This is a genomic window from Methylobacterium sp. A52T (assembly GCF_053346095.1).
Genome location: NZ_JBKFBI010000080.1, coordinates 1 through 26,429, shown reverse-complemented (window position 1 = coordinate 26,429; position 26,429 = coordinate 1). Strand labels below are relative to the sequence as shown.

Here is a 26,429-nt window from a genome sequence, read left to right as displayed (position 1 = left end):
CGGGGGGCGGAGGGGGCCCGTGGCCCCGCCCGGGCCGCCCGGGCCGCCCGGCACCCGCGGGCAGCCGGCTTCCCCGAGCGCCGCGCCGAAACCGAACCCGTCGGCCGCGCTGGCAGGGCCGGTGCCGAAGCCGCGACCGCCGGCGCGGGCGCGCCGCGCACCCGAGCCGGAATCCGCGCCCGAGGGACCGCTGGATCTGGAGCCCGACGCCGGCGGCGGCGGGATGGACCGCTACTAGGCGCGGACCGGTGTCGACCGCAGGGCCAGCCGCGGAACGCCCCCCCCTGCCCAGCCGGGGGCGATGCGTCGGCTCCCAAGTCTCGCGTGGCTGCACGCCGTCAATAGTCTTTGGAAGAGCGTATTTATGCGACTTAACAACTCAATTCGCTCGCGTGCCGCGCTGTCCGCGCCGGGTGTGTCACCTTAATGCCCCAACGCCGCACATTCCGCCGCCAGACCCGCACCGAGGCGAGCCAAAGCGTCCGGTTTGCGCTAAGCGTGACGGTGGGGCGGGCTTGATCGGAGACGAGCGAAACGCCGTACCTTGGCCGTTTTCGTCTCGGACTTCCGGACCGAAAGAGACCGCAAGGGCTTGTTCATCGTGACACGACGTCCACCAGCGAGTTGCCCGACGTTCCGCCTGGCCGGGATGGTGTCCGGACTCGCGATGCTGGCTGCCATGCCGGCATCGGCCGAGACTCTGGAGAGCGCTCTCGCGAAGGCCTATCAGGGCAATCCGAGCCTGAACGCCAGCCGTGCGGGCGTGCGCGCTATCGACGAGAACGTGGCGATCGCGCAGTCGGGCTACCGGCCGACCGTCAACGTCAACGCCGCGATCGGCGTCCAGTACCTTCAGACGCGCTCGTCCAGCACGGTCGCGTCGGCGGCCACCGGCGGCACGGCCGCGACCACCACCGGATCGGCCCTCGGGACGACGGGCGGCGGCCTGGGCGGAACGGCGGGCGCCGGGACGACCGGGACCGGAACGACCACGGGGATCGGGACGACGGGGATCGGGACCGCGGGTGGCACCACCGGCATCGGAACCTCAGGTGCCGGGGCGGCGGGTTCCGCGACCGGCGGCGAGGGCCTGTCCGGCGGCGCGACCTCCGACATCGCGAGCCAGGTCATCACCTCCCGGCGGACGACGCGCACAACCTACCTGCCGAGCTCCGCCAGCCTGAACGTCACGCAGACGATCTTCAACGGCTTCCAGACCGACAACACGGTCCGGCGCGCGGAGTCGCAGGTCTACAGCCAGCGCGAGAGCCTGCGCTTCACCGAACTGTCGGTTCTGTACAGCGCCGTCCAGGCGTACATGAACGTGCTCAGCAACACGGCGACGCTGGAGCTGAACCGGAACAACGTCGAGGTTCTGGAGGAGCAACTCCGCCAGACCCGGGACCGCTTCAACGTCGGCGAGGTGACCCGGACCGACGTCGCCCAGGCCGAGGCTCGACTGGCCGGCGCGCGATCGCAGGTCGCCCAGGCCGAATCGACCCTCCGCACGAGCATCGGCGTCTACCGGCAGAATATCGGCGTCGAGCCGCGCCAGCTCGCGCCGGGTCGGCCGCTCGACCGGTTCGTCCCGCGCAGTCTCGATCAGGCGATCGCCGTCGGCCTGCGCGAGCACCCGCAGGTCGTCTCGGCCATCCACAATGTCGACGCGAGCGAGGCCCAGGTGAAAGTCCTGGAAGGCCAGCTCGCCCCGCAGCTCAGCCTGCAGGGCTCGCTCAGCCAGCTCTACGACCAGAACGGACCGAACCAGAGCTTCTTCGTCGGCTTCGTCGGCGGCCGGCTCTCGATCCCGATCTACGAGGGCGGCCAGACCTACGCGCAGATCCGGCAGGCCAAGGAGTCGGTCGGCCAGGCCCGCATCCAGGTCGACCAGATCCGCGATCAGGTCCGCGCCCAGATCGTCGATTTCTGGGGCCGGCTCGAGGCCGCCAAGGCGCAGGTCATCGCCGCCCAGGCCCAGGTCCAGGCCAACGAGGTGGCGCTGAACGGCGTGCGAGAGGAAGCGCGCGTCGGCCAGCGCACGACCCTCGACGTGCTCAACGCGCAGCAGGAACTGCTGAACTCCCGGGTGAACCTCATCGTCGCCCAGCGTGACCGGGTGATCTTCTCCTACGGGGTGGTCCAGGCGATCGGACAGTTGACCGCACGCTTCACGGCGCTCCCGGTCGAATACTACAGCGCCAAGGTTCACTACGATCAGGTCAAGGATCTCTGGTTCGGCCTGCGCACCCCGGACGGTCGCTGACGGCTTTTCCACGGGGAGTGTGTTGTGGGCGCGCTTGCCGTCACGAAACGGCATGGAATACTGATTGAACATCGATCCATTCGGGTCGCTTTCCAGTCTCCCATGCCCGAGTGCGCCTGCCGATGAGTGCAGCAAGCCCCAAGATCCCGGACTCGAAATTCCAGGACAAGGCTGCCGATAAGGCGCACGAGCCTTCGATGGAAGAGATCCTCGCGTCGATCCGGAGGATCATCGCCGACGATCAGGCCGCCAAGCCGGCCGAGGTCGCGGCGCCCGCTCCGGAGCCCGACGACGTGCTCGACCTCGCGGAGGTCGCCGAGCCGGTGATGCGCCCGCGCGTCGTCGAGCCGGAGCCGGAACCCGAGCCGGCCCCGGACCTGCTCGACTTCGACGCGATCGATTTCGAGGACCCGGTGATTGCCGCGCCCGAGCCGGAGCCCGAGCCCGAGCCGGCCCCGGAGCCGGAGCCGCCGCCCCCACCGCCTCCGCCCCCGCAGCCCGTGCTCCAGGCGGCCCGCGCGCCCGAACCGGAGCCCGAGGCCCTGGTCTCTGCGGCCACGGATGCCAGCGTCAGCGGCGCGTTCAACCTGCTGGCCCACACGGTGCTGACGCAGAACGCCCGGACCCTGGAGGATCTCGTCAAGGAGATGCTCCGGCCGATGCTGAAATCCTGGCTCGACGACAATCTCCCGGCCGTGGTCGAGCGCCTCGTGCGCGCCGAGATCGAGCGGGTGTCGCGCGGCCGCTGAGCCGGCGGCCTGGGTTCGGCGGCCGCGGGCCGCCGTCCGCGTGTTGACGGGAGCGGCGTGACGGTCGAAAGCGGGGCCACCCCCGTTTGGACAAGCGCCGGCCCGTACCCGCGATGATGGACAAGACCTTCGAGCCCACCTCCGTCGAGGCGCGGATCTCCGCCGCCTGGGCCGAGGCGGACGCCTTCCGTGCCGGCCGGCCCGAGCGCGCCGGGGCCCCGCCGTACTGCATCGTGATCCCGCCGCCGAACGTGACGGGCTCCCTGCACATGGGCCACGCCCTGAACAACACGCTGCAGGACATCCTCTGCCGCTTCGAGCGCATGCGCGGCAAGGACGTGCTCTGGCAGCCGGGGACGGACCATGCCGGCATCGCCACCCAGATGGTGGTCGAGCGGCGGATGATGGAGCGTCAGGAGCCCGGCCGCCGCGAGATCGGCCGCGCGGCCTTCGTCGAGAAGGTCTGGGCCTGGAAGGCGGAATCCGGCGGCGCGATCGTCAACCAGCTCAAGCGGCTGGGCGCCTCCTGCGACTGGTCCCGCGAGCGCTTCACCATGGACGAGGGGCTGAGCCGGGCCGTACTCAAGACCTTCGTCGACCTGCACCGGCAGGGCCTGATCTATCGCGACAAGCGGCTGGTGAACTGGGACCCGAAGTTCCAGACCGCGATCTCGGACCTGGAGGTCCAGCAGGTCGAGACCAGGGGCCATCTCTGGCACTTCGACTACCCGGTGGTGGACGAGGCCGGCAACGAGACCGGCGCCGTCATCACGGTGGCGACCACCCGCCCGGAGACGATGCTGGGCGACACCGGCATCGCGGTCCATCCCGAGGACGCGCGCTACACCGCGCTCGTCGGCCAGCGCGTGCGCCTGCCGCTGGTCGGGCGGCTGATCCCGATCGTGGCCGACACCTACTCGGATCCCGAGAAGGGCACCGGCGCGGTCAAGATCACGCCCGCCCACGACTTCAACGACTTCGACGTCGGCCGCCGCCACGGGCTCGGCCTGATCAACGTCCTCGATCCCGAGGGCCGGATGCTGCTCGACGGCAACGCCGACTTCCTCGACGGCGTCGCGCCCGAGCCGGAGGCCCTGGCGCTCCACGGCCTCGACCGGGCGCAGGCCCGCAAGGAGGTGGTGGCGCTGATGGAGGCGCGCGGTCGGCTGCGCGCGATCGAGCCGAACACCCACGCGGTCCCGCACGGCGACCGCTCGGGCGTGGTCATCGAGCCGTACCTGACCGACCAGTGGTACGTGAACGTCAAGCCGCTCGCGGAGCGCGCCCTGCAGGCGGTGCGCGACGGGCAGACCAAGTTCGTGCCCGAGAACTACGAGAAGATCTTCTTCCAGTGGCTCACCAACATCGAGCCGTGGTGCATCTCGCGCCAGCTCTGGTGGGGCCACCAGATCCCGGTCTGGTACGACGAGGCGGGCGGCATCTTCGTCGCCGAGAGCGAGGCCGAGGCGCAGGCGGCGGCCGAGGCGCAGCACGGCCGGCCGGTCGCGCTCTCCCGCGACGCGGACGTCCTCGACACGTGGTTCTCCTCGGCGCTCTGGCCGTTCTCGACGCTGGGCTGGCCGGACTCGACCCCGGAACTCGCGCGCTTCTACCCGACCAACACCCTGGTGACCGGCAAGGACATCCTGTTCTTCTGGGTCGCCCGGATGATGATGATGGGCCTGCACCTCACCGACCGGGCGCCCTTCGACACGGTCTACCTGCACACCCTGGTGCGGGACGCGTCGGGCGCAAAGATGTCGAAGTCGAAGGGGAACGTCGTCGATCCCCTGGAGCTGATCGATCAGGTCGGCGCCGACGTCCTGCGCTTCACCCTCTGCGCGCTGGCCGTCCAGGGCCGCGACATCAAGCTGTCCACCGACCGGGTCCAGGGCTACCGCAACTTCGCGACCAAGCTCTGGAACGCCGCCCGCTTCGCCGAGCTGAACGGCTGCCGCCTCGACCCGGCCTTCGACCCGCGCTCGGCCACCGGCGCGATCAATCGCTGGGCGCTCACCGAGGCGGCCCGCGCGGTCGACGAGGTCGCGGGCGCCCTCGAGGCCTTCCGCTTCAACGACGCGGCGGCGGTGGCCTACCGCTTCGTCTGGAACATCTTCTGCGACTGGTATCTCGAGCTCGCCAAGCCGGTGCTCCAGGGCGAGGGCGTCGATCCGGCGATCCGGGCCGAGACGCAGGCGAGCGTGGCGTTCCTGATCGATCAGGTCGCCAAGCTGCTGCACCCGTTCATGCCGTTCCTCACGGAGGAGCTGTGGGCGATCAAGGGCGCCGACCTGCCGGAGCGCGGCCTGCTGACCCTGGCCGCCTGGCCGGACCTCGGCGGTCTCGCCGACGCGGCCGCCGAGGCCGAGGTCGGGTTCGTGGTCGATCTCGTCAGCCAGATCCGCTCGGCGCGGTCCGAGACCAATGTTCCGGCCGGCGCGCAGATCCCGCTGGTCATGGTCGGCGCCGCCCCGGAGGTGAGAGCGCGGGTGGAGGCGTGGCGCGACACGCTCCTGCGCCTCGCCCGGCTGTCGGAGATCACCTTCTCGGAGGCGCCGCCGAGGAACTCGGTCCAGCTCCTGGTGCGCGGCAGCGTCGCCGCGCTGCCGCTGGAAGGCGTGGTCGACTTGGCGGCTGAGGTCGCGCGCCTGAAGAAGGAGCAGGGCAAGGCGCAGGGCGAGATCAAGAAGATCGACGCCAAGCTCGGTAACGCCGACTTCGTGGCCCGGGCGCCCGAGGAGATCATCGAGGAGAACCGGGAGCGCCGCGAGAGCGAGTCGGCGCGGCTGGCGAAGATCGAGGAAGCTCTGGACCGGCTCAGCGGCGACTGAACGCCCGTCCGGGACGCGCCTCGAACCGTCAGGCCGCGTCCCAACCAGGCCTCGGCGCCCTGCGCCGGCGCGTCAGCGGCGGGTGCCGAGCGTGCCAGTGAACGCCCGCGGCCCACCCCAACTGGCGGCGGTCGCGTCGTTCGGGGTCCAGAAGCCGTCCTGCGACGCGCCCCGCGGATGCAGGGCATAGTCCGGCGGAACTTAGCCGCCGGCCTGGTTCCAGTAGCCGGGCCGGAAGTTGGCCGCCGATTTCGCGGCGCGCTCATCGCCGGGGCGTCGCGTATCGACGCCGTACGTCCCGTCGGAAGCACCGCGCGGCGCGCGATCTGTGACGTCGGGCTTCGCGTCGAAGTAGCCCCGGTAATCCGCGTACGAGTCGACCGCCAACGCGCCGATAGTCGACCCGAAGAACATGGCAGCCGCCAGCAGCGCCTTCATTGTCGATCCCTCTGCCTGCACGCTCGGGTCTAGCGGCACCGAATTTACGCCGGTCTGCCGAACTGAGCGGTATTTTAGATCGACTTCCGGAAACCGCGGTGCCGGGTGGCACGAGCCCGGATCCGGCTCGGCCGGCGCCGCGACGTCGGGCCTCCGTTATCGGTCGATCGCGGGGGTCGAGGTGGGGCTTCACGACCGCTCGGCCACCTGTCCAAACGGTAATTTGATCGCCACGCCCGGGTCAGGCGCCGCCCCTTAGACAGATCCCATCGACGGCCGCGACCGCCGGCGTCGTCCCGATCAGTCCCGAGAGGTTGAGACCCCCCATGACCGAGACCCGTCCCACTGGCCGCACCTCGCGCCGCGCCCTCGCCTCCGTGGCGGCCGCCGCGCTGATCGCCGGCGGTGCCGTCGGCAGCGGCTATCTGCCGGCCGCGACCCCGGCCTACGCGCAGGCTCTGCCCAAGTCGCCGATCGAGGCCCCCGAGCACCCGCCGGGCTCGTTCGCCGGCATCGTCAGCAAGGTGAAGCCGGGCGTCGTCTCGGTGAAGGTGAAGCTCGACGACTCGGCGAGCAGCGACGACGACGACGGTCCGAGCCAGGGGCGCAACCTCCAGAACGTGCCGCCGCAGCTGCGCGAGTTCTTCAAGCGCTTCGGCCAGAACGGCCCCGGCGGCATGCAGCCCCAGCATCAGGGCCCGCGCGGTGCGGTCGGCTCCGGCTTCATCATCTCGGCCGACGGCTACGTGGTCACCAACAACCACGTGGTCGACCATGCCAAGACCGTGCAGGTGACGCTGGACGACGGCCGCACCCTCGACGCGAAAGTCATCGGCAAGGATTCCAAGACGGACGTCGCCCTGCTGAAGATCACCGAGGGCTCGAACTTCCCGTACGTCCAGTTCGGCAAGGCCGCGCCGCAGGTCGGCGACTGGGTCGTGGCGATCGGTAACCCGTTCGGCCTCGGCGGCACCGTGACCGCCGGCATCGTCTCGGCCCGCGGCCGCGACATCGGCGCCGGCCCCTACGACGACTTCCTGCAGATCGACGCGCCGATCAACAAGGGCAACTCGGGCGGCCCGACCTTCAACGTCAACGGCGAGGTGGTCGGCATGAACACCGCCATCGCGTCCCCGTCGGGCGGCAGCGTCGGCCTCGCCTTCGCGATCCCCGCCGAGACCGTTCAGGCGGTGGTCGACCAGCTCCGGACCGACGGCAAGGTCGCCCGCGGCTACCTGGGCGTCCAGATCCAGCCCGTGACGCAGGACATCGCCGAAGGCCTGGGCCTCGACAAGGCCAAGGGCGCCCTGGTCGACCACGCCGAGAACGGTACCCCGGCGGCCAAGGCTGGCCTGAAGGCGGGCGACGTGATCGAGAAGGTCAACGGCGACACGGTGGACAGCGCCCGCGAACTGTCGCGCAAGATCGCCGGCCTGAAGCCGGGCGCCAAGGTCGAATTGAGCTATCTGCGCGGCGGCAAGACCGACACCGCCACGGTGACGCTGGGCACGATGCCGACCGACGGCACCAAGATGGCGAGCCGCGACGACGACTCGGGCAACGGCCAGCCGCGGCTCGGCCTGCAGCTCGCCCCGGCCGGCGATGTCGGCCTGTCGGATCAGGGCGTCGCGGTGGTCCAGGTCGATCCCGACGGCCCGGCGGCCGCCAAGGGTATCGAGGCGGGCGACGTGATCCTCGACGTCGGCGGCCAGAGCGTGGCCCGTCCGTCGGACGTGGCGACGCAGATCCGGGCGGCCGAGTCGAGCGGGCGCAAGGCCGTGCTGATGCGGGTGAAGAGCGGCAAGGGCCAGACCCGGTTCGTGGCGGTCTCGCTCAACAAGAAGGCCGGCTGAGGCCGGTTTCTCCCGGCGCGGGGTCCGCCCCGCGCCGTCTCGTGGTGACCTCCGACTCGCGCCGGCCGAACAGGCCGGCGTCTTTTTTGCGTGTCTGAACCGATCGTCTTTGCGAGCGCAGCGAAGCAACCCAGGCGGCGGTACATCGGCCAGCGGGGCTGCAGCTGGATTGCTTCGTTTCGCTCGCAAAGACGGTGCGTGGCCGCCTATCTCAACCTGAAGCCGTTTCACGTCCCGGCATCGGGATCCCGAGCCCCGGCCCGAGCCGCGTCCGGCACCGTCCCAGCGCCGCGAAGGCGGCGTTCGAGTCCCGGGCGAGGCGCATCAGGTCTCCCAGCCGCGCCCGGCCGCGCGCGAAGGCGAAGAACACCGCGGCGATGTCGGGTTCGCCGTCCGGCGTGAGCGCCGAGGCCGCGAAGGCCGGCAAGGCCTGATCGGCCGGATCGCAGATCACGCGGACGGCCGCGAAGGGCAGGCCGTGCCGGCCCGCGAAGGACGCGGCCACGTGCGATTCCATGTCGACGGCCGCGGCGCCGGTGGTGGTCCGCAGGTCCGTCTTGCCGTCGACCGCGAGCACCGCCGTGTCGACGCCAGCCAGATCCGCCGGGATCACCCGCGGCCCGACGCCGGACAGGAGGTTGAGCAGCGTGGCCGACAGGTCGAGATCGGCGGCGCGCCGCCCCTCCTCGCTCACCACGCCGGTGCCCACCACGACGTCGCCGGGCCGGAGCGAGGGATCGAGGCCGCCCGCGATGCCGAAGCTGATCACAGCCCGGCAGCCGGGCTGGCCGCGGGCCTCCAGGAGCTGGCGGAGCCGGTGGGGATTGCCGCCGGCCCCCACGGCCTCGACCCCCTCCCCCGCCGCCATGCGGCGCTCGCGGGCGAGGCCGGTGACGGCCAGGACGGGTGCGGCGAGATCGATCATGGCGCGCTCGTGGACGAGTCCGGCGAGGTCCGCAAGCAGGCGCGAGCGCCGGGGCGGGGTCCGCGCCGGATCCGGCGCGGGGGGCGGTTCGTCCGGTCCCGCGGGATCGCTGTCTGAAGAGGCCACGTGTCTCGTACCGGGGCTCGCGGATCGGCTGTCGGGACGGTCGAGCGCGCCGCGATCCGGCGGAGCGGAGCCGGCCCGCCGGGCCGGCCCCAGGACGTCGACGGACGTCACATGCCGAACTGGACGCGCCGGCTGTTGCCACGCTTGAGGTTGCGGAAGCGCGCCATCGCCCAGAGCGGGAAGAACTTCGGGTAACCATGGTACCGCAGGTAGAAGACCCGCGGGAAGCCCGTGGCGGTGTAGCGCTCCTCCTTCCAGAACCCGTCCGCGCCCTGCGTGCGGGTCAGGAAGTTGATGCCCCGGGTCACGGCCGGGTCGTCGACCGCGCCGGCCGCCATCAGGGCGAGGAGCGCCCAGGCGGTCTGCGAGGCGGTGGACGAGCCGGGCTCGAAGGCCGGGTCGATCTTGTACGAGGAGGCATCCTCACCCCAGCCGCCATCCGGGTTCTGGATGCGGATCAGCCAGGACACGGCCTTCTGGATGCGCGGATCGGCGGAGTCGACACCGGCGGCGTTGAGGGCGCAGAGCACCGACCACGTGCCGTAGATGAAGTTCATGCCCCAGCGGCCGTACCACGAGCCGTCCTCCTCCTGATCGTTCAGGAGGTAGTTCACGCCGCGGTCGAGGGCGCGGGAGGTCTCCCGGGTCTCGCCGAGCTGGGACAGCATGCCGACCACGCGCGCGGTCACGTCCGCGGTCGGCGGGTCGAGCAGCGCGCCGTGATCCGAGAACGGGATGTGATTGAGGTACATGTGGTTGTTGTCGGCGTCGAACGCCGCCCAGCCACCGTCCTCGGATTGCAGCCCCTCGACCCATTCCCGGGCGCGGGCGATCGAGGCCTTGTAGTCCGGCATGCCGGCGACGAGGCCGTGCTGGTGCATGGCCCGGTCCATCGCCATCACCACCACGGCGGTGTCGTCGAGGTCGGGATAGTGCGCGTTGGCGTACTGGAATGCCCAGCCGCCCGGACGGACCTTCGGCTTGCGCGCGGCCCAATCGCCGACGATGTCGAGCACCTGCCGGGGCTTCAGCCAGTCCAGACCGGCGCGGGCCTGCGCCTCGGCCTCGGGGCCGCCGGCCTCGAGCAGCGCGTGGCTCGCGAGCGCCGTGTCCCAGACCGGCGAGACGCAGGGCTGCACGTAGGCCTCGTCGGCCTTCTCGACCACGAGCTTCTCGATGGCATCGCAGGCGACGCGGACCTGCGGGTGATCGGGCCGGTAGCCCATCACCTCGTACATCAGCACGGAGTTGACCATGGCGGGGAAGATGGCGCCCAGGCCGTCCTCGCCGTTGAGGCGCTCGCTCACCCAGGCGCGGGCCATCTCCATGGCGCGCTGCCGGCTCTTGCGCGGCAGGTGGTTCTCGACCCGCTGCAGCACCCGGTCGATGAAGCCGAAGATCGGCGTCCAGGGCCACGTGGCGTGGGGCGAGCCCGGCCAGGAGCGGACGCTCTCCGGCGGGGTGACGAACAGCTCCTGCACGCTGATGCCGCGCGGGTTGCGCGCCCGGGGCTTGGTCGCTTGGAGCACGAACAGCGGCACCACGGTGGTGCGGGCCCAGTAGCTGATCTTGTCGAGGTGGAACGGGAACCACTTCGGCAGGAACATCACCTCGACGGGCATCACCGGCACGGCGCGCCACGGCACCTCGCCGTAGAGGGCCAGCATGAAGCGGGTGAACACGTTGGCGTTGGCCGCGCCGCCGCGGGACAGGATGCCCTCGCGCGCCCGGCGCATGTGCGGCGCCTCGATGTCGTCGCCGATCATCTTGAGGGCGAAGTACGCCTTGACCGTGCAGCTCATGTCGAACGGCCCCTCGTGGACGAGGGCCCATCCGCCGTGCCGCCCCTGGGTGCGGCGGAGGTAGTTGCCGATCTTGGCCTCGAGGTCGCCGGGGACCCGCGTGCCGCGGAAATGGTGGAACAGGATGTACTCGGACGGGATCGTGGCATCCGCCTCGAGCTCGAAGCAGATGTGCCCGTCGTCGTGCGCCAGGGCGGTCAGCGCGCGCGTCGCCTGCGCCACGCCGCGCTCGACGTCCTCGAGCGAGATCCCCTGAGTCTTCGAGCGCTGCAGCGCCTCGACTTTGCTAACGGCCTCTCTCATAGTCCTCGCCTCGAACGACCGCCTCGCGGCGGACGCCATGCCTCAAGCTGCGCCGCGCACCTGGGTTCCAGCACGCGCGGCAGATCCCGCACGCAAGGAACGTGCGGCCGTCTGACCAGAGCGGATCGCTCCCTCGATCGTCGACGGCAGGCCGGTGGCGGTCCAATCGCCTGCCAGGACGAGATTGTCGTAGGCGGTTTCAGCCTTCGGGCGCCGCGCGGCTTCCGCCGGCGTCGCCGCAAAGGTCGCACGCTTCTCCTTTACGATCTGCCAGCTGGGCAGGTCGGGTGCAAGGTTGCACAGCTGTGCGATCTCGGCCCAGATCTGCCGCGCGAGGTCTTCGCGGGGCACGTCGAGGAGCCGGTCGGCACCGCTGATCGTGACCGAATACCGGTCGGGATAGGCGAAAAGCCACTCCGTGAGGCTGTTGACCACGCCGAGGACGAGCGGGCTGCCGGGCTTGGGCACCAGCGCGAAATGCGCGTTCACGATGGAGCGGAATTCCACCGGTGCGAGGAGACCGGGCAACACCTCCCGGGCGACCCACGGCGGCAGCGCCAGCACGACGCCGTCCTCCGGACCGAGGGTCTCGGCACCGTCCGAGAACACGAGCTGCCCGACGCGGCCGTCCGCGAGGTCGAGGCCGCGCAGGCGCCGTCCCAGGCGGATCTCGCAGCCGCGGCTCGTGAGGTAGCGGATCGCCGGATCCACGAAGGCGTAGGACAGCCCTTCGACGGCCACGAGCGGGCGGCAGGCCTTGCCGCCCGCCCCCAGGGTCTCGCGCAGGATCCGCGCCGCCAGTCCGACGTCGCTGTCGCGGGGCTCGGTGTTGAGGGCCGCGAGCAGCACCGGGTGCCAGAGGCGCCGGTAGAGCGTGCCCTCGCAGGCCATGTGGGCGCCGATCGTGCCGCCCGCGCCCTCCGCCTTGCCGGAGGCCGCGCGCAGGATCCCGAGGGGCGCGAGGTAGTCCCGCGCCCGGGTGCCGGGGACGCGGCGGGCCGGGCTCATGACCCACCAGGGCAGCCGCCCGGCGTTGGGCCGCAGCCGCCAGCGCTCGCCGGTCTTCAGGTCGGCGAAGTCGAACTCCGCCACGTCCGGCCCCACCAGGGCGTCGGCCGGCGCGCCGATCGTCCGGAGGAACCCGAGGGAATCGGCGTTGCCGGACAGGAGCAGGTGGTTGCCGTTATCGATGGTCAGGCCGAGGGCCGGGTCGTAGTACGAGCGGCAGCGGCCGCCGGCCTGCTTGGCGGCCTCGTGCAGGACCACCCGGGCGCCGGATTCGGCGAGCGCGACGGAAGCGGCGAGGCCGGCGAGGCCGGCGCCGACGACGTGGACGGTGCCCATCAGATCAGGCCGTGCCGGACGACGACGCCCAGCAGCGCGAGCTTGCCGGGCTTCACCCGGGCGCGGGGCATCGCCCAGCCGCGCGCGAGGACCGCCTTGAGGTAGAGGTGATAGGCGGCGGCCATCAGCCGGGCGGCCTTGGTCGCCTTGCGGGGGCTGCGCCGGATGATCTCCCAGGTCGCCTGGTAATGGTCCTCGGCCTCGCGGGCGAGGGAGATGCAGACCTCGCCGATGCGGGGATGGCCGATCGCCTCGGCCGGCGTCGGGTCGGCGAGGCCGATCGCCCGGAGCTTCTCGCGCGGCAGGTAGAGGCGGCCGCGCTCGGCGTCCTCGTCGATGTCGCGCAGGATGTTGGTGAGCTGGAGCGCGCGGCCCTGGTGCCACGCCAGCCGGATGCCGTCCGCCTCCGGCATGCCGAAGATCCGCACCGACAGCCGGCCGACCGCGCTCGCGACCCGGTCGCAGTAGAGGTCGAGGGTCTCGGCGTCGGGGGCGACGATGTCCTCGACGGCGTCCATCGCCATGCCGTCGATGACCGCCTGGAAATCCTCGCGCTTCAGGCCGAATCGGCGCACGGGCTCCACGAGGTCGCGCACCCGCGGGGCCGGGCGGCCGGCGTAGAGCGCGTCGATATCGGCCCGCCAGCGGTCGAGCTCGACCTGCCGGACGGCCCGGGTGCCGCCGTCGTCGGCGACGTCGTCGACGGCGCGGCAGAAGGCGTAGACGGCGTACATGGCCTCCCGCCGCTCCTTCGGCAGCAGGCGCATCGCCGTGTAGAAGGAGGAGCCGGCGGCGGGCAGCGCGGGGGCGGCGCTCGCGTGGTCCTGGGCGGGCGTGGCGGTGGCGGTCACGAGCGGATTCCCTGAGCCGCGGCCCGGACGGTCCGGCCGCGGAAGGGCCGGCGCGCCAGGGTGGCGGCGACGCCGCCCAGCGCCGTCAGCGCGAAGGCGGCCTTGCCGTGATGGACTTTCTCCGAGAGCGGGTCGCGCTCCAGCAGGCCCCGGCTCAGCACGACGGCGAGCCGGTGGATGGCGGCGATCTCCAGCGACAGGCGCAGGTCGTCGATCAGGTCCGGCAGGACCGCGCCCTCGTCGAGGAGGTCCAGGCAGCGCTGCGCCAGCTCGCGGATCGCGGCCCGGAGCTGCGGCGGCGCCTCGGCCTCGCCGAGCATCGCCACGGAGGCGCCGTGACGGTCGAGGCAATCCTGCGGGAGGTAGACCCGGTCGAGCGCCGCGAAGTCCTTGCCGCAATCCTGGAGGTGGTTGATCACCTGGAGCGCCGCGCAGATGGCGTCGGACGCCCGGTAGACCCGGGCCGGGTCCTCGCCGTGCACGTCGAGGACGTAGCGCCCCACCGGCATGGCCGAGTAGCGGCAGTAGTGGATCAGCTCGTCCCAGTCCGCGTAGCGGTTCTTGCGCGCGTCCATGCGGAACGCGTCGAGGAGTTCCAGGGCGTGCCGGGGCGGCAGGCCGCGGGCCGCGAGCTCGCGCTTCAGCGGCTCGGCCTCGGGATCGGACGGCCCGGCGCCGGTGAGCGCGTCGGCGAGGCGATCGAGCAGCTCGATCTTGCGCTCGGGCGACAGGGCGGCGTGATCGGCCACGTCGTCGCCGGCGCGGACGAAGTTGTAGAATGCCAGGATCGCGCCCCGGTGGCGGGGATGGATCAGGTGCGAGGCGACGGGGAAGTTCTCGTCGCGGTGCCCCTTGCCGGAGCGCGTCGCGGTGGCGGAATCGAGAGTGCTCATGCGAGGTAGCCCGCCTCCCGGAACCACGTGATCGCGTCCGACAGGCCCTCCCGGTACGGCCGGGCCGTGTAGCCGAGTTCGGCGCGCGCTTTCCTGTCCGAGAAGAACATCCGGTAGCGCGACATGCGGATCCCGTCGATCGTCGCGAAGGGCTGCCTGCCGGTGACCCGCGCGGCGAGCTGCGCGAAGAACGCCACCGGGTAGACGGCGGCCCGGGGCAGATTCACGGTCGGCGGCTTGCGCCCGACCATGCCGGCGATGTCGGCGAGCATCTGCGAGAGGAACACGTCCTCGCCGCCGAGGATGTAGCGCTCGCCGATGCGGCCCTTGCGCAGCGCCAGGAGGTGCCCCTGGGCCACGTCGTCCACGTGGGCGAGGTTGAGCCCGGTATCGACGAAGGCCGGCATCTTGCCGAGCGCCGCCTCCTGGATGATCCGGCCGGTCGGCGTCGGCTTGACGTCGCGGGGGCCGATCGGCGTCGATGGGTTGACGATCACCGCCCGCAGGCCGTCGCGGGCGACCATCTCCTCGACCACCCGCTCGGCCACGACCTTGCTGCGCTTGTAGGCGCCGATCGCGGTCTCGGGCGTCAGCGGCATGGTCTCGTCGGACGGCGTGACGCCGTCGGCCGGCGGTTTGATCGTCGCGACGCTCGACGTGTAGACGACCCGCTCCACGCCGGCCTCGAGCGCCGCGCGCATCATCAGGCGCGTGCCGTCGCGGTTGGTGCGGACGATCTCCTCCATGTCCGGCGCCCAGAGCCGGTAATCGGCCGCGGCGTGGATCAGGTAGCGCTGGCCGCGCATCGCCGCCGCCACGGCGGCCGGGTCGCGCATGTCGCCCTCGGCGATCTCGACGTCGGTCCAGGTGAGGTTGCGGCGGGGGCTCGACGCGCGCACGAGGATGCGCACCGGGAAGCCGGCCCGGCGGAACACGTCGACCAGGGCTGAGCCGAGGAAGCCGCTCGCGCCGGTGATCAGCACGGGACCGACCTCGGAGGGGCCGGAAGCTGGGGCCTCTGCCATCACGGATCTGGAGGATTACCGAAAACCAGTGCGGCCGGGGATCCCCAGCCGCGCCGCGCTTGTGTCATCGAACCGCCCGAGCGGCAAGCTTCGGCGGTGCCGGACAGGGTCGCGCCGCGGCGCGGCACGCGCCCGTGGGTGTGTTACGCACAGGCGGGGCCGTCCCGGCAGGGCCCGGCACGGGACGCACGGCCCGATCCCCGCGGCAGCGGGGAGTTCGGGCCCACGACCCACGCCGCGACCCGAGCCGCGACCCGAGCCGCGACCCGAGCCGCGACCTTGCCAGGTCGCGAAAAACCGACTATGCGCCGCCCCTCGCGTTCGCTCCGGCCGGGGGCTGAACGGACGGTGCCGCTCGCGGCACAGGGCTCTCCCAGATCCCGTCGTCCGGTGTCTCCGCCTTCGATCAACCGCTCGGGCCTGAAAATCGGCTCGAAGGGCTTGGCGCCGAGCGTAGCGCGAGATGAACCGGCCCGAATCAGCCGCCTTCCGGCGGCCGGGCTCCTTTTGACGATGAAAGGCCCGACGATGCCTCTCTACGAGCATGTGCTCTTGGCCCGCCAGGACGTGACGTCCCAGCAGGTCGAGACGATGATCGACACCTACAAGGGTGTGATCGAGCAGAACGGTGGCCGTCTCGAGAAGATCGAGATGTGGGGCGTGAAGTCCCTCGCCTACCGGATCAAGAAGAACCGCAAGGCGCACTTCGCCCTCCTCAACATCGACGCCCCGCCGGCCGCCATCGCCGAGATGGAGCGCCAGATGCAGATCTCCGAGGACGTGCTGCGCTTCATGACCATCCGGGTCGAGGAGCTCGATTCCGAGCCGTCCGCCATGATGCAGAAGCGCGACCGCGACGACCGCAAGGATCGCGAGCGCGGCCGTCGTCGCGATGACGAGGGCTTCGGCGGTGGCGGCTTCGGCGGCGACCGTGGTGACCGCGGCGATCGCGGTGACCGCGGCGAGCGCAGCTTCGGCGGGGAGGGCTAACCCATGGCATTCGGTGCTGGTGCGGGCGGCGGACGCCGTCCCTTCTTCCGTCGTCGCAAGACCTGCCCGTTCTCCGGCGCGAACGCGCCGAAGATCGACTACAAGGACGTCAAGCTCCTGTCCCGCTACGTGTCCGAGCGCGGCAAGATCGTGCCGTCGCGGATCACCGCGGTCTCGGCCAAGAAGCAGCGCGAGCTCGCCCAGGCGATCAAGCGCGCCCGCTTCCTCGGCCTGCTGCCCTACGTGATCAAGTAGGCCATCAGAACCCGCCGGCCCGGCATCTGCCCGGGCCGGTCCTCCCAGAGGGCGGCTCGCGCCGCCCGATCGTTGGGGCACCTCGCCGCCTCTAACCCTGCCGCACCGGCAGCGGGACAGCGGACTTCATGGCACAGCACATCGGCATCGGTATCGGCGCGGGCCTCGTCTCCGCACTCCTGTTCGGGGTGCTGCTGAAGGCGACGCCGCTCGCGATCCTGCTCTACCTCGTGGCGCCGCTGCCGATCCTGATCGTCGGCCTGGGCTGGAGCCACAAGGCCGCGCTCGCCGCGGCCGCCGCCGGCAGCCTCGCGCTGGTCCTGGTTATCGCGCCCTTCCTGGGACTGGCCTTCGCGGCCTACATCGCCCTGCCCGCCTGGTGGCTCGCCTACCTCGCGCTCCTCGGGCGCGAGACCCCCGCCGGCCTCGAATGGTACCCGACCGGCCGCCTGCTCGGCTGGATCGCCGCCACGGCCGCCCTCGCCTTCATCGCCATCGCGGTCCTGTCGTCGCCGAACCACGCCGCCTTCGACGCGCAGCTGCGCGGGCTCGCCCAGACCCTGGTCCAGACGCGGCTGCCCTCCGCCCGCCCGTCCCCCGAGACCCCGCGCGCAGATGCCCCGCGCGCCGACGCGCCCTCGACCGGCGGCGAGGCGGCCGGCAAGGACGGGGCGGCGACGCCCGGTCCGGCCCCGGAGGCCGACGCCGACCCGGCGGAGGTCACGCGGGCCGAGGTGGCGGACGCCCTCGCCCGCGTCGTGCCCGCCTTCGCGGCGAACGGCCTCGCCCTGCTGCTGGCCTTCTACCTCTGGGCGTCGGCCCGGATCGTGAAGATCTCCGGCCGCCTGCCGCGGCCCTGGCCCGACATTCCCTCCACCGCCATGCCGCGCAGCACGCTCGTGGCGGTCGCGGCGGCCGTCGGGATGTGCTTCGCGCCCGGCTATGTCGGCGTGTTCGGGGTCGCGCTCCTCGGCGCGTTCAGCGCCGCCTTCGCCCTCCAGGGACTCGCCGCCTTCCACGACCGCTCCCGCGGCCGGCCGGGGCGCGGGCTCATGCTGTTCGGCATGTACCTGATCCTGTTCGTGACCCAGGGCATCGCCCTGGTCGCCCTGACCCTGTTCGGCCTCGCCGACACAGCCCTCGACCGCCGACGCCCCAAGGGCGATCCGGCGCCGTGAGACCCCGGCCCGCGCGGCCGAACACCTGAAGGAGAAAGACCATGGAAGTGATCCTGCTCGAGCGCGTGGCCAAGCTGGGCCAGATGGGCGAGACCGTGAATGTCCGTCCGGGCTTCGCCCGCAACTTCCTGCTCGCCCGCGGCAAGGCCCTGCGCGCGACGGAAGCCAACAAGAAGCACTTCGAGGCCCAGCGCGCCCAGCTCGAGGCCCGCAACCTCGACCGCAAGAAGGACGCCGAGGTCGTCGCCGAGAAGCTGAACGGCCAGAGCTTCGTCCTCATCCGTCAGTCCGGCGAGACCGGCGTGCTCTACGGCTCGGTCTCGACCCGCGACCTCGCCGAGGTCGTCTCGAAGGAGGGCTTCACGGTCGATCGCGGTCAGTTCACCCTGAACCAGCCGATCAAGACGCTGGGCCTGCACACGGTCCCGGTGGTGCTGCACCCCGAGGTCGAGGTGGAGATCACCGTCAACGTCGCCCGCAGCCCCGAGGAGGCCGAGCGTCAGGCCCGCGGCGAGTCGGTCACCGAGCGCGAGGCGTTCAACCTCGACGACCTCGGCCTCGAGGTCGGTCAGGCGCTGGCCGATGCCGGCGAGGGTGCCGACGACCGCGGCTGATCCCCGCCTGCAGGCCCGACCGGCCGGTCGGGCCCGCGGCGGCGCGGCCGGGCAGCGAGGCGGGCCCCGCCGTGTATACCGGTGAACACTGGGGATGATGGTCCCCGAGACTTGACACGTTCCAGTTTTGTTCCAGCATGGACGCCCGCCCCTCGCGAGAGTCGGCGGGCGTCCGCTTTTCCGCGCCCCGGCCCGGGAGAACCGGCCGTCGGCTAGGCTTCGGTAACCATACCGGCGCCAAGGTCGTGCGGTGTGATCCTGGCGCGCCCGCCGCGGCGCCTGATACGGAGTCGTCCGCCGATGGCCTTGCCCAATGCGCTCACGGCCAAGCTCGAAGCGGTCCAGGCCGAGTACCGCGTCGCCCCGCACAACATCGACGCGGAGCAGGCGCTGCTGGGCGCGATCCTGGTGAACAACGACGCCTATTACCGGGTGTCGGACTTCCTGCTGGCCGAGCACTTCATGGAGGATGCCCACCAGCAGATCTTCACGGTGGCGGCCTCCCTGATCAAGGCCGGCAAGCTCGCCACGCCGATCACCATGAAGACCTATCTGGGCGACGCCGATTTCGGCGGCCAGACGGTGATGCAGTACCTCGCGCGCCTCGCCGCCGACGCGACGACGGTGATCAACGCCGGCGAGTACGGCCGCACGATCTACGACCTCGCCATCCGCCGCCGGCTGATCACCATCGGCGAGGATCTGGTGAACGGCGCCTACGAGGCGCCGGTGGAGCAGGCGCCCCGGGACCAGATCGAGGAGACCGAGCGCCGGCTCTACGAGCTGGCCGAGGCCGGACGCTACGACGGCGGCTTCCAGAAATTCTCGGACGCGCTGACCGCCGCGGTCGACATGGCCGCCAAGGCCTACCAGCGCGACGGCAAGCTCTCGGGCATCGCCACGGGTCTGTCCGACCTCGACGCCAAGATGGGCGGCCTGCAGCCCTCCGACCTGATCATCCTCGCGGGCCGCCCGGCCATGGGCAAGACCTCGCTGGTGACCAACATCGCCTTCAACATCGCCAAGGCCTACCGCGGCGAGAAGCAGCCGGACGGCACGACCCGGACCGTGAACGGCGGCATCGTGGGCTTCTTCTCGCTGGAGATGTCGGCCGAGCAGCTCGCGACCCGCATCATCGCCGAGCAGTCGGGCGTGCCCTCCTACAAGATCCGCCGCGGCGACATCCGGCCCGAGGATTTCTACAAGATCACCGATGCCGCCCGGGACATGCAGACGATCCCGTTCTACATCGACCAGAGCGGCGGCATCTCGATCGCCCAGCTCGCCGCCCGCGCCCGGCGCCTGAAGCGCCAGAAGGGCCTCGACCTGCTGATCGTCGACTACCTCCAGCTCCTCTCGGGCTCGGGCAAGCGCAGCGACAACCGCGTGCAGGAGATGACCGAGATCACGACGGGCATGAAGGCGCTCGCCAAGGAGCTGGCGGTGCCGATCATCGGCCTGTCGCAGCTCTCCCGTCAGGTGGAGAACCGCGACGACAAGCGCCCGCAGCTCGCCGACCTGCGCGAATCGGGCTCGATCGAGCAGGACGCCGACGTCGTCATGTTCGTGTTCCGCGAGGAGTACTACGTCGGCAACAAGAAGCCCCGCGAGGGCACGGAGGAGTTCTTCGCCTGGGAGGCCGAGATGCAGCGCGTCCACGGCAAGGCGGAGGTGATCCTCGGCAAGCAGCGTCACGGCCCCACCGGCACCGTGGAGCTGCAGTTCGACGCGAACATCACCCGGTTCTCGAACCTCGCGCAGACGGACCGGATCCCCGAGCAGATGTGAGCGTCGCGCCGTCAACGCGAGCGCGGCGAGGCGGACCGGGGCGGTGTCCCGTCTCGGAGACGGTGCGTTACCCTGGATCGCTTCGCTCCGCTCGCGAGGACGGCGCTTGTTGGAGACTTCAGCGCCGCCAAGGAGCGCTCGGGGCGCGATGGCTTCCGGTTTTCGTGTCCGCGAACCATCGCCAAGCCCGGCCGTTGTGGGAGGGTGTGTCCCGCCGCGGCAGGAGCGACGATGAGCGAGCCGACCCCTCCGAAGATGCCGTACTGGCACGTCTACACCGATGCGGAGGGTGTGAGTCGCCAGGAGCTGTTCCACCTCGAGCGGTTCAAGTTCGAGGGGATCAACCCCGAGACCGCGCCGCAGTGGAACGACAAGATGGACCCGGCGCCGTCGGTCGTGACCTTCACGGTCCTGCCGGTCGGCTGGGTCGGCGAGTGGCACGAGAATCCGCGGCCGCAATGGATCGCCGTCCTGTCGGGCCGCTGGTTCGTCGAGACGATGGACGGCCACCGGGTCGAGATGGGCCCGGGCGAGCTGATGATGGGCGAGGACCAGAACACGAAGGCGCGCGACGGCCGGAAGGGCCACCTGTCCGGGACGGTGGGCGACGAGCCCTGCACGATGATCGTGACCGGGCTCCAGGTCGAGCCGACCGTCAACCAGCCCGGCCGCTTCAAGTAGGGGCGGCTCCATGGACGGCTTCGAACTCACGCAGCCGCGCTTCAAGGCCTACATCCTGCCGAACGCGCCGCTGCAGAAGCTCGCGGACGGGTTCCGCTGGACCGAGGGCCCGGTCTGGTTCGGCGACCGCGACGAGCTCCTGTTCTCGGATCTCCCCAACAACCGGGTGATGCGCTGGTCGGAATCCGCCGGCCTGAGCGTCTACCGCGAGGCGAGCGACTTCGAGAACGGCCACGCCCGCGACCGCCAGGGGCGGATGCTGTCCTGCTCGCACCGCGGCCGGCGGATCCATCGGACCGAGCTCGACGGGCGGGTCACGGGCCTGGTCGAGCACTACCGGGGGCGACGCCTGAACTCGCCCAACGACATCGTCTGCAAGTCGGACGGGACGATCTGGTTCTCGGACCCGCCCTACGGCATCCAGACCGACTACGAGGGCGGCAAGCAGGAATCCGAGCTGCCCGCCGCCGTCTACCGCTTCGATCCGCGCGACGGCTCGCTGCGGGTGGTGGCCGACGATTTCCAGGGGCCGAACGGGCTCTGCTTCTCGCCCGACGAGCGCAGGCTCTACATCGTCGAGACCGGGCTGCAATTCGACACCGATCCGCTCCAGCACGTGCGCGTGTTCGACGTGGCCGACGACGGCGGCCTGTCGGGCGGCGACGTGTTCTGCCGGATCGCGCCGGGCAACGCCGACGGCATCCGGTGCGACGAGCACGGCAATGTCTGGTCGAGCGCCGGGGACGGGGTCCACTGCATCGACCCCGGCGGCGAGCTGGTCGGCAAGATTTTCGTGCCCGCGACGGTCGCCAATCTCACCTTCGGCGGACGCAACGACAGCCGCCTGTTCCTGTGCGCCTCGCAGGCGCTCTACGCGATCTACGTGAACGTGCGGGGAGCACCGCTCCTGTGAGCGGCACCGCTCCAGAGGGCGGCACTCCTCCGGGCGGCGTGCGGGCCCTGGCGGGGTTCGGCCGCACGGTCGCGGACCTCGCCGTCACGGAGGCCTTCTACCGGGACGGGCTCGGCTTCGCGCGGGTCGCCCCGCCGGAGCCGGTTCCCGCCGCGCAGGCGGAGGCGATGGGGCTCGCGGAGCGGCGCGCCACCCAGCTGCGCATGCGCCTCGGCGGGCAGACCGTGACCTTCCTGGCGGTCGATCCGCCCGGCGCGCCCTACCCGGCCGATCCTGCGGCGACCGACCCGTTCTTCCAGCACCTCGCGATCCCGGTCCGCGACATAAAAGCCGCGGCCGCTCGACTGGCACGGCTCGCCCCGACGCCGATCAGCCACGGCGGCCCGCAGCGCCTGCCCGCCTCCACGGGGGGCGTGACCGCCTATAAGTTCCGCGACCCCGACGGGCATCCCCTGGAGCTGATCTTCTTCCCCGACGGCCCCGCGGCCGCCCGCTGGCGCGAAGCGCCGGGCCTGTTCCTGGGGATCGATCACTCGGCGATCACCGTCACCGACCTCGAAACCACCCTGGCCTTCCTGACCGACCCCCTCGGGCTGGCGGTGACGGAGCGCGGCCTGAACCGCGGGCCGGAGCAGGCGCGCCTCGACGGCGTCGACGATCCGCAGGTCGACGTGATCGCCCTCGCGCCGCCGGACCCCGCGCCGCACGTGGAGCTCCTGCATTACCGCATGCCCGCGACAGAGCGGCGGCTCGCATTCGGACCCGCCGACCGGGCCGCCACCCGCTACGTGTTCTCCGCCGCAGACCCGCGGGCCCTGTCGCGGCGCCTGCGCGAGAGCGGGCAAACACCGCGGACCTCCGCCGACGGCACGGCGGCCTACTGCGCCGGTCCGGACGGACACGGCTTCTTGTTCGTGCGCGGCTGAGGCCTCCGTTCCGGGAGCGCGCCCCCGGGCTTGACGCGTCGCCCCTCCGGCGTCCAATCCGGCCGCCCCGGAGGTGAGTTAGATGCCGCTCCTCGCCCTGCCCTTTCCGGCCATCGATCCGGTGGCGATCGCGATCGGGCCGATCACGATCAAATGGTACGCGCTCGCCTACATCGCCGGCCTGATCGGCGGCTGGTACTACGCGCGCCGCCTCGTCATGGCCGACAGCCTCTGGGGCGTAGTGAAGCGCCCGCAGGTCGTCGACATCGACGACCTCGTCGTCTGGGTGGCGCTCGGCGTCGTGCTCGGCGGGCGGATCGGCTACGTGCTGTTCTACAATTTGCCGATGTACATCGCCGATCCGTGGGAGATCCTGGCGATCCGCAACGGCGGCATGTCGTTCCATGGCGGCTTCATCGGGGCCATCCTGGCCTTCGTGCTGTTCGCGCGTGGGAAAGGTCTCAACGCCTACACGCTCCTCGATATCGGCGCCGTGGTGGTGCCGATCGGCCTGTTCTTCGGCCGGATCGCCAATTTCGTGAACGGCGAGCTCTGGGGGCGCGTGGCGCCGGACTTCCCCTACGCGATCGTGTTCCCGAGCGGCGGCCCGCTGCCGCGCCACCCGAGCCAGCTCTACGAGGCGGCCACCGAGGGCCTGCTGCTGTTCATCGTCATGGCACTCAGCGTCCGCCGGTTCGGGTTCCGCAAGCCCGGGCTCCTCGGCGGCATCTTCGTCCTCGGCTACGCGCTGGCCCGGACATTCTGCGAGTTCTTCCGCGAGCCGGATCGCCAGCTCGGCTTCCTGTTCGGCGATCATCTCGGTCCGATGGGCGGCGGCGTGACAATGGGCATGCTGCTGTGCGTGCCGATGATGATCGTCGGCCTGACCTACATCGTGCTGGCCGCGACCGGCCGGACACGGCCCCGCCATCCGGTGGAAGCGCCGGCCTCCGAGGCCGCCCGCAAGGCGGCCGTCGAGGCGTGACCCCGCTCGGAACCGAGATTGCGGCGCTGATCCGGCAGAACGGGCCGATCGGTGTCGACCGCTACATGGCCCTCTGCCTCGGGCACCCGGTCCACGGCTACTACCGCACCCGCGATCCCCTGGGCGCCCAGGGCGACTTCACCACCGCGCCCGAGATCAGCCAGATGTTCGGCGAGCTGCTCGGTGCCTGGACAGCCTACGTCCGCGGCCCGATCGGGTCGCCGGATCCGCTCCTCCTGGTGGAGCTGGGACCCGGCCGCGGCACACTGATGGCGGACGCGCTGCGCGCGTTGCGGGCGGCGCTCCCGGGCGTGCGCGTGGCACCGCACCTCGTCGAGACGAGCCCGGTGCTGCGGGCCGCGCAGGCGCGCGCCCTCTCCGGGACCGGTGCCGCGTGGCACGACAGCGTCGAGACGCTGCCCGGGGGGCCGGCGATCGTCCTGGCCAACGAGTTCTTCGACTGCCTGCCGGTGCGCCAGTTCGAGCGCCGGCCGTCGGGCTGGCACGAGCGGCAGGTCGGCCTCGATCCGGAGGGCGGCCTCGCTTTCGGCCTGTCGCCGGAACCGGTCCCGGGCCTCGCGGCGGACGGCCCGGACGGCGCGCTGATGAGCGTGCCGGCGGCCGGCCTCGCACTGATCCGCGCGCTGGCCCGCCGGCTGTGTTCCGAAGGCGGCGCCCTGCTGGCCATCGATTACGGCCATGTCCGCCCGGGCTTCGGCGACACCCTCCAGGCCCTGGCGGGACATCGCTTCGCCGATCCCCTGGCCGAGCCCGGCGAAGCGGACCTGACGCATCACGTCGACTTCGCCGCCCTCGCCCAGGCGGCGCGGTCCGAGGGCGCCGCGATCCACGGCCCCGTCGATCAGGGCGACTTCCTGGCCGCCCTCGGACTCGGTGCCCGTGCCGAGCGCCTGAAGGCACGGGCAAGCCCGGCGCAGGCCGCCGCGATCGACGCGGCGGTCGCGCGCCTGACCGATCCGGCCCGGGGCGGGATGGGCAGCCTGTTCAAGGTGCTGGCGGTGAGCGGCCCGTCCCTCGGGCCGCTCCCGGGATTTCCGAGGCTCTGAGCCGCCGGGACGACGCGCGGCCCCGTACGGGCCGGCTACTCTCAGCCGAAGGAGCCGAAGCCGGAATCGGTCTGGCTGGCGGGCCGCGGAGTCGGCGGCGCGGGCGGGTTGGGGTCGGTCGGGTCGAAGGCGGCGGGCTCTCCCGTGACGGGGTGGGCAGGCGCGCTCGGAATCCGGGGCTCTTCGGCCTCGGGCGTCTCGGGCAGGGCGTCGGTCTCGATCCCTCGTGACATCGCGATCCTTCTCAAGGCGGAGCCGGATCGGCTCCGTACTGCAATGCAGCAAGAATCTGACGGTTGAACGACATCGTCAAGGGTCCGCCCTTGCGCTATCGGGGCGCGACAGGGGCAAGCGCGAGGCCGACCGTGACCGCAGGCATGTTCATCGAGGCGCCGGAACTCTCCGCCCATGCGGGCGTGCGCCACGCCTTCTTCACCCGCGTCGGCGGAGTCTCCGAGGGCCTGTACGCGTCGCTCAACGGCGGCCTCGGCTCGCAGGACGTGCCGGAGCGCGTCGCCGAGAACCGGGCGCGGATGTGCGCGCAGCTCGGCCTGGCGCAGGACCGGCTGGTGAGCCTGTATCAGGTCCATTCGGCCGATGTGGTCACCGTCGAGGCCCCCTTCGCGGCGGAGCGGCCGAAGGCCGACGCCATGGTGACGCGGGTCCCGGACCTGGCACTCGGCATCGCCACCGCGGATTGCGGGCCGATCCTGTTCGCGGATCCCGAGAACGGCGTCGTCGGCGCCGCCCATGCCGGCTGGAAGGGTGCGCTCACCGGCGTGATCGGCGCGACCGTGTCGGCGATGGAGGCGCTAGGCGCGCGGCGCAGCCGCATCGTCGCCGTCCTGGGTCCGACGATCGGGCAGGCCTCCTACGAGGTCGGCCCGGACTTCGTCGCGCGCTTCCGGAGCGATGCCCCCGGCATGGAGCGCTTCCTCGGCCCCGGCACGCGGCCCGGGCACGCCCAGTTCGATCTTCCGGGCTTCATCCTGGCCCGGCTCGGCGAGGCCGAGATCGGCGAGGCGACCGCACTCAATCTCTGCACCTACGCCGATCCGGAGCGGTTCTACAGCTACCGGCGGACCACGCATCGCGGCGAGGCGGATTACGGCCGCCTGATCTCCGCGATCACGCTGGTGCCCTGACGAGCCGTTTCGGCCTCGGACAGGGGCTGCGACACTTTGTCGATCCCCGGCCCGAAAAAAAGCGTAGCCGTAAATGAACCTTGGCCATTCGGCCGCGTTTAGGGGTCAAGGTGCCGGGGAAAACGGCGGGTTGCCACAAGGGGCCGCGAGAGCGGTCGGCGACACCGCGGAGCGCAAAGCAACCCTGGAACCGCTGGAACGCAGCCAGATCCGGCTCCGCAACCGTCCCCGCGTGGGGCGGCGCGGACCACCAGTGAGGACCAGATCATGAAATCCATGCTCCGTGTGACCACGGCCCTCGCGGGCGTTGCCTTCGCGGGTTCGGCCTTCGCCGCCGACCTGCCGCGCCGCGCCGCGCCGCCGCCGGTGTTCACCCCCGTCCCGGTCTTCACCTGGACCGGCGCCTACTTCGGTATCAACGCCGGCTACGCCTTCGACGCCAGCGACCGCAACACCGGCAACACCTTCGCCGTCCCCTTCCCCT

The 26,429-nt window shown here is 71.5% G+C and carries 23 protein-coding genes and 2 pseudogenes; 17 read left to right on the top strand and 8 right to left on the bottom strand.

The features are described 5' to 3' along the window. The 4 genes and pseudogenes from ACLBYE_RS18880 to ACLBYE_RS18865 form a co-directional block, all read left to right on the top strand. A pseudogene (locus ACLBYE_RS18880) lies at positions 1–238 on the top strand (collagen-like protein); the annotation flags it as partial. 411 nt (positions 239–649) lie between these two features. Then, on the top strand, positions 650–2,263 hold the full coding sequence (locus ACLBYE_RS18875; protein ID WP_447695334.1) for a TolC family outer membrane protein: 1,614 nt from the start codon (positions 650–652) through the stop codon (positions 2,261–2,263). Positions 2,264–2,460: 197 nt separating this feature from the next. Next, positions 2,461–3,012, top strand: coding sequence for a PopZ family protein (locus ACLBYE_RS18870; RefSeq protein ID WP_447695333.1), 552 nt, complete (start codon positions 2,461–2,463; stop codon positions 3,010–3,012). Positions 3,013–3,125: 113 nt separating this feature from the next. Next, on the top strand, positions 3,126–5,843 hold the full coding sequence (locus ACLBYE_RS18865; RefSeq protein WP_447695332.1) for a valine--tRNA ligase: 2,718 nt from the start codon (positions 3,126–3,128) through the stop codon (positions 5,841–5,843). Positions 5,844–6,044: 201 nt separating this feature from the next. On the opposite strand, the gene ACLBYE_RS18860 is transcribed toward ACLBYE_RS18865, so the two are convergent. After that, positions 6,045–6,281, bottom strand: a complete 237-nt coding sequence (locus tag ACLBYE_RS18860) for a hypothetical protein (RefSeq protein WP_447695331.1) — start codon at positions 6,279–6,281, stop codon at positions 6,045–6,047. A gap of 326 nt (positions 6,282–6,607) precedes the next feature. Here ACLBYE_RS18860 and ACLBYE_RS18855 point away from each other — a divergent pair, with 326 nt between their 5' ends. After that, positions 6,608–8,134 (top strand): Do family serine endopeptidase, encoded by a 1,527-nt coding sequence (locus ACLBYE_RS18855; protein ID WP_447695330.1) that lies wholly within the window; start codon positions 6,608–6,610, stop codon positions 8,132–8,134. Positions 8,135–8,345: 211 nt separating this feature from the next. Here ACLBYE_RS18855 and ACLBYE_RS18850 read toward each other — a convergent pair whose 3' ends face one another. The 6 genes from ACLBYE_RS18850 to hpnA all read right to left on the bottom strand — a co-directional run bounded on the left by ACLBYE_RS18850 (position 8,346) and on the right by hpnA (position 15,403). Then, on the bottom strand, positions 8,346–9,059 hold the full coding sequence (locus ACLBYE_RS18850; RefSeq protein ID WP_447695329.1) for a phosphorylase: 714 nt from the start codon (positions 9,057–9,059) through the stop codon (positions 8,346–8,348). 233 nt (positions 9,060–9,292) lie between these two features. Further along, positions 9,293–11,290, bottom strand: a complete 1,998-nt coding sequence (gene shc, locus ACLBYE_RS18845; protein WP_091925383.1) for a squalene--hopene cyclase — start codon at positions 11,288–11,290, stop codon at positions 9,293–9,295. Between the two features lie 42 nt (positions 11,291–11,332). Next, positions 11,333–12,634 (bottom strand): hydroxysqualene dehydroxylase HpnE, encoded by a 1,302-nt coding sequence (gene hpnE / locus ACLBYE_RS18840; protein WP_091679133.1) that lies wholly within the window; start codon positions 12,632–12,634, stop codon positions 11,333–11,335. Continuing rightward, entirely contained in the window at positions 12,634–13,485 is an 852-nt protein-coding gene (hpnD, locus tag ACLBYE_RS18835) for a presqualene diphosphate synthase HpnD (RefSeq protein WP_447695328.1), read from the bottom strand. Before hpnD ends, hpnE begins: the two co-directional genes overlap by 1 nt. Beyond that, complete coding sequence (gene hpnC / locus ACLBYE_RS18830; protein ID WP_447695327.1) at positions 13,482–14,378, bottom strand: squalene synthase HpnC; 897 nt, start codon at positions 14,376–14,378, stop codon at positions 13,482–13,484. Before hpnC ends, hpnD begins: the two co-directional genes overlap by 4 nt. Beyond that, complete coding sequence (gene hpnA / locus ACLBYE_RS18825) at positions 14,375–15,403, bottom strand: hopanoid-associated sugar epimerase (RefSeq protein WP_026604540.1); 1,029 nt, start codon at positions 15,401–15,403, stop codon at positions 14,375–14,377. Before hpnA ends, hpnC begins: the two co-directional genes overlap by 4 nt. Positions 15,404–15,931: 528 nt before the next feature. On the opposite strand from hpnA, the gene rpsF reads away from it, so the two are divergent. The 10 genes from rpsF to ACLBYE_RS18775 all read left to right on the top strand — a co-directional run bounded on the left by rpsF (position 15,932) and on the right by ACLBYE_RS18775 (position 24,800). After that, positions 15,932–16,393, top strand: a complete 462-nt coding sequence (rpsF, locus tag ACLBYE_RS18820; RefSeq protein ID WP_020090632.1) for a 30S ribosomal protein S6 — start codon at positions 15,932–15,934, stop codon at positions 16,391–16,393. Between the two features lie 3 nt (positions 16,394–16,396). Beyond that, complete coding sequence (rpsR, locus tag ACLBYE_RS18815; protein WP_007561044.1) at positions 16,397–16,648, top strand: 30S ribosomal protein S18; 252 nt, start codon at positions 16,397–16,399, stop codon at positions 16,646–16,648. 128 nt (positions 16,649–16,776) lie between these two features. Continuing rightward, positions 16,777–17,826 (top strand): hypothetical protein, encoded by a 1,050-nt coding sequence (locus ACLBYE_RS18810; RefSeq protein ID WP_447695326.1) that lies wholly within the window; start codon positions 16,777–16,779, stop codon positions 17,824–17,826. Between the two features lie 41 nt (positions 17,827–17,867). Next, positions 17,868–18,440, top strand: coding sequence for a 50S ribosomal protein L9 (gene rplI / locus ACLBYE_RS18805; protein ID WP_447695325.1), 573 nt, complete (start codon positions 17,868–17,870; stop codon positions 18,438–18,440). 300 nt (positions 18,441–18,740) lie between these two features. Beyond that, the gene (locus tag ACLBYE_RS18800) at positions 18,741–20,228 is read left to right on the top strand and encodes a replicative DNA helicase (RefSeq protein ID WP_020090635.1); all 1,488 of its coding nucleotides are present in this window, start codon (positions 18,741–18,743) and stop codon (positions 20,226–20,228) included. Positions 20,229–20,459: 231 nt separating this feature from the next. Next, positions 20,460–20,909 (top strand): cupin domain-containing protein, encoded by a 450-nt coding sequence (locus tag ACLBYE_RS18795; RefSeq protein WP_020090636.1) that lies wholly within the window; start codon positions 20,460–20,462, stop codon positions 20,907–20,909. 10 nt (positions 20,910–20,919) lie between these two features. Beyond that, a complete protein-coding gene (locus ACLBYE_RS18790) occupies positions 20,920–21,822 on the top strand; it encodes an SMP-30/gluconolactonase/LRE family protein (protein WP_447695324.1) in 903 nt (300 codons plus the stop codon). After that, positions 21,819–22,748, top strand: coding sequence for a VOC family protein (locus ACLBYE_RS18785; protein WP_447695323.1), 930 nt, complete (start codon positions 21,819–21,821; stop codon positions 22,746–22,748). The genes ACLBYE_RS18790 and ACLBYE_RS18785 overlap by 4 nt, the downstream gene beginning before the upstream one ends. Positions 22,749–22,830: 82 nt before the next feature. After that, positions 22,831–23,733: a prolipoprotein diacylglyceryl transferase gene (gene lgt, locus ACLBYE_RS18780; protein ID WP_447695322.1), complete on the top strand. Its 903-nt coding sequence runs from the start codon at positions 22,831–22,833 to the stop codon at positions 23,731–23,733. Beyond that, positions 23,730–24,800, top strand: a complete 1,071-nt coding sequence (locus ACLBYE_RS18775; RefSeq protein ID WP_447695321.1) for a class I SAM-dependent methyltransferase — start codon at positions 23,730–23,732, stop codon at positions 24,798–24,800. Before lgt ends, ACLBYE_RS18775 begins: the two co-directional genes overlap by 4 nt. A 41-nt stretch (positions 24,801–24,841) precedes the next feature. Here ACLBYE_RS18775 and ACLBYE_RS18770 read toward each other — a convergent pair whose 3' ends face one another. After that, positions 24,842–25,033, bottom strand: coding sequence for a fibronectin-attachment protein (FAP) (locus ACLBYE_RS18770; RefSeq protein ID WP_273561633.1), 192 nt, complete (start codon positions 25,031–25,033; stop codon positions 24,842–24,844). Positions 25,034–25,177: 144 nt separating this feature from the next. On the opposite strand from ACLBYE_RS18770, the gene pgeF reads away from it, so the two are divergent. Both pgeF and ACLBYE_RS18760 read left to right on the top strand, forming a co-directional pair. Beyond that, a complete protein-coding gene (gene pgeF / locus ACLBYE_RS18765; protein WP_447695335.1) occupies positions 25,178–25,945 on the top strand; it encodes a peptidoglycan editing factor PgeF in 768 nt (255 codons plus the stop codon). A gap of 267 nt (positions 25,946–26,212) precedes the next feature. After that, positions 26,213–26,429 (top strand): annotated as a pseudogene (locus ACLBYE_RS18760) (porin family protein); the annotation flags it as partial.

Excerpts from the sequence above, each read along its gene's own strand:
- ACLBYE_RS18800 (WP_020090635.1), top strand. The coding sequence starts at position 18,741 with ATGGCCTTGCCCAATGCGCTCACGGCCAAGCTCGAAGCGGTCCAGGCC.
- rpsR (WP_007561044.1), top strand. The coding sequence starts at position 16,397 with ATGGCATTCGGTGCTGGTGCGGGCGGCGGACGCCGTCCCTTCTTCCGT.
- hpnC (WP_447695327.1), bottom strand. The coding sequence starts at position 14,378 with ATGAGCACTCTCGATTCCGCCACCGCGACGCGCTCCGGCAAGGGGCAC.
- lgt (WP_447695322.1), top strand. The coding sequence starts at position 22,831 with ATGCCGCTCCTCGCCCTGCCCTTTCCGGCCATCGATCCGGTGGCGATC.
- ACLBYE_RS18860 (WP_447695331.1), bottom strand. The coding sequence starts at position 6,281 with ATGAAGGCGCTGCTGGCGGCTGCCATGTTCTTCGGGTCGACTATCGGC.
- hpnE (WP_091679133.1), bottom strand. The coding sequence starts at position 12,634 with ATGGGCACCGTCCACGTCGTCGGCGCCGGCCTCGCCGGCCTCGCCGCT.
- ACLBYE_RS18810 (WP_447695326.1), top strand. The coding sequence starts at position 16,777 with ATGGCACAGCACATCGGCATCGGTATCGGCGCGGGCCTCGTCTCCGCA.
- ACLBYE_RS18770 (WP_273561633.1), bottom strand. The coding sequence starts at position 25,033 with ATGTCACGAGGGATCGAGACCGACGCCCTGCCCGAGACGCCCGAGGCC.
- shc (WP_091925383.1), bottom strand. The coding sequence starts at position 11,290 with ATGAGAGAGGCCGTTAGCAAAGTCGAGGCGCTGCAGCGCTCGAAGACT.
- ACLBYE_RS18870 (WP_447695333.1), top strand. The coding sequence starts at position 2,461 with ATGGAAGAGATCCTCGCGTCGATCCGGAGGATCATCGCCGACGATCAG.
- ACLBYE_RS18790 (WP_447695324.1), top strand. The coding sequence starts at position 20,920 with ATGGACGGCTTCGAACTCACGCAGCCGCGCTTCAAGGCCTACATCCTG.
- ACLBYE_RS18875 (WP_447695334.1), top strand. The coding sequence starts at position 650 with ATGGTGTCCGGACTCGCGATGCTGGCTGCCATGCCGGCATCGGCCGAG.
- ACLBYE_RS18795 (WP_020090636.1), top strand. The coding sequence starts at position 20,460 with ATGAGCGAGCCGACCCCTCCGAAGATGCCGTACTGGCACGTCTACACC.
- rpsF (WP_020090632.1), top strand. The coding sequence starts at position 15,932 with ATGCCTCTCTACGAGCATGTGCTCTTGGCCCGCCAGGACGTGACGTCC.
- pgeF (WP_447695335.1), top strand. The coding sequence starts at position 25,178 with ATGTTCATCGAGGCGCCGGAACTCTCCGCCCATGCGGGCGTGCGCCAC.
- ACLBYE_RS18855 (WP_447695330.1), top strand. The coding sequence starts at position 6,608 with ATGACCGAGACCCGTCCCACTGGCCGCACCTCGCGCCGCGCCCTCGCC.
- ACLBYE_RS18865 (WP_447695332.1), top strand. The coding sequence starts at position 3,126 with ATGATGGACAAGACCTTCGAGCCCACCTCCGTCGAGGCGCGGATCTCC.
- ACLBYE_RS18850 (WP_447695329.1), bottom strand. The coding sequence starts at position 9,059 with ATGATCGATCTCGCCGCACCCGTCCTGGCCGTCACCGGCCTCGCCCGC.
- rplI (WP_447695325.1), top strand. The coding sequence starts at position 17,868 with ATGGAAGTGATCCTGCTCGAGCGCGTGGCCAAGCTGGGCCAGATGGGC.
- hpnA (WP_026604540.1), bottom strand. The coding sequence starts at position 15,403 with ATGGCAGAGGCCCCAGCTTCCGGCCCCTCCGAGGTCGGTCCCGTGCTG.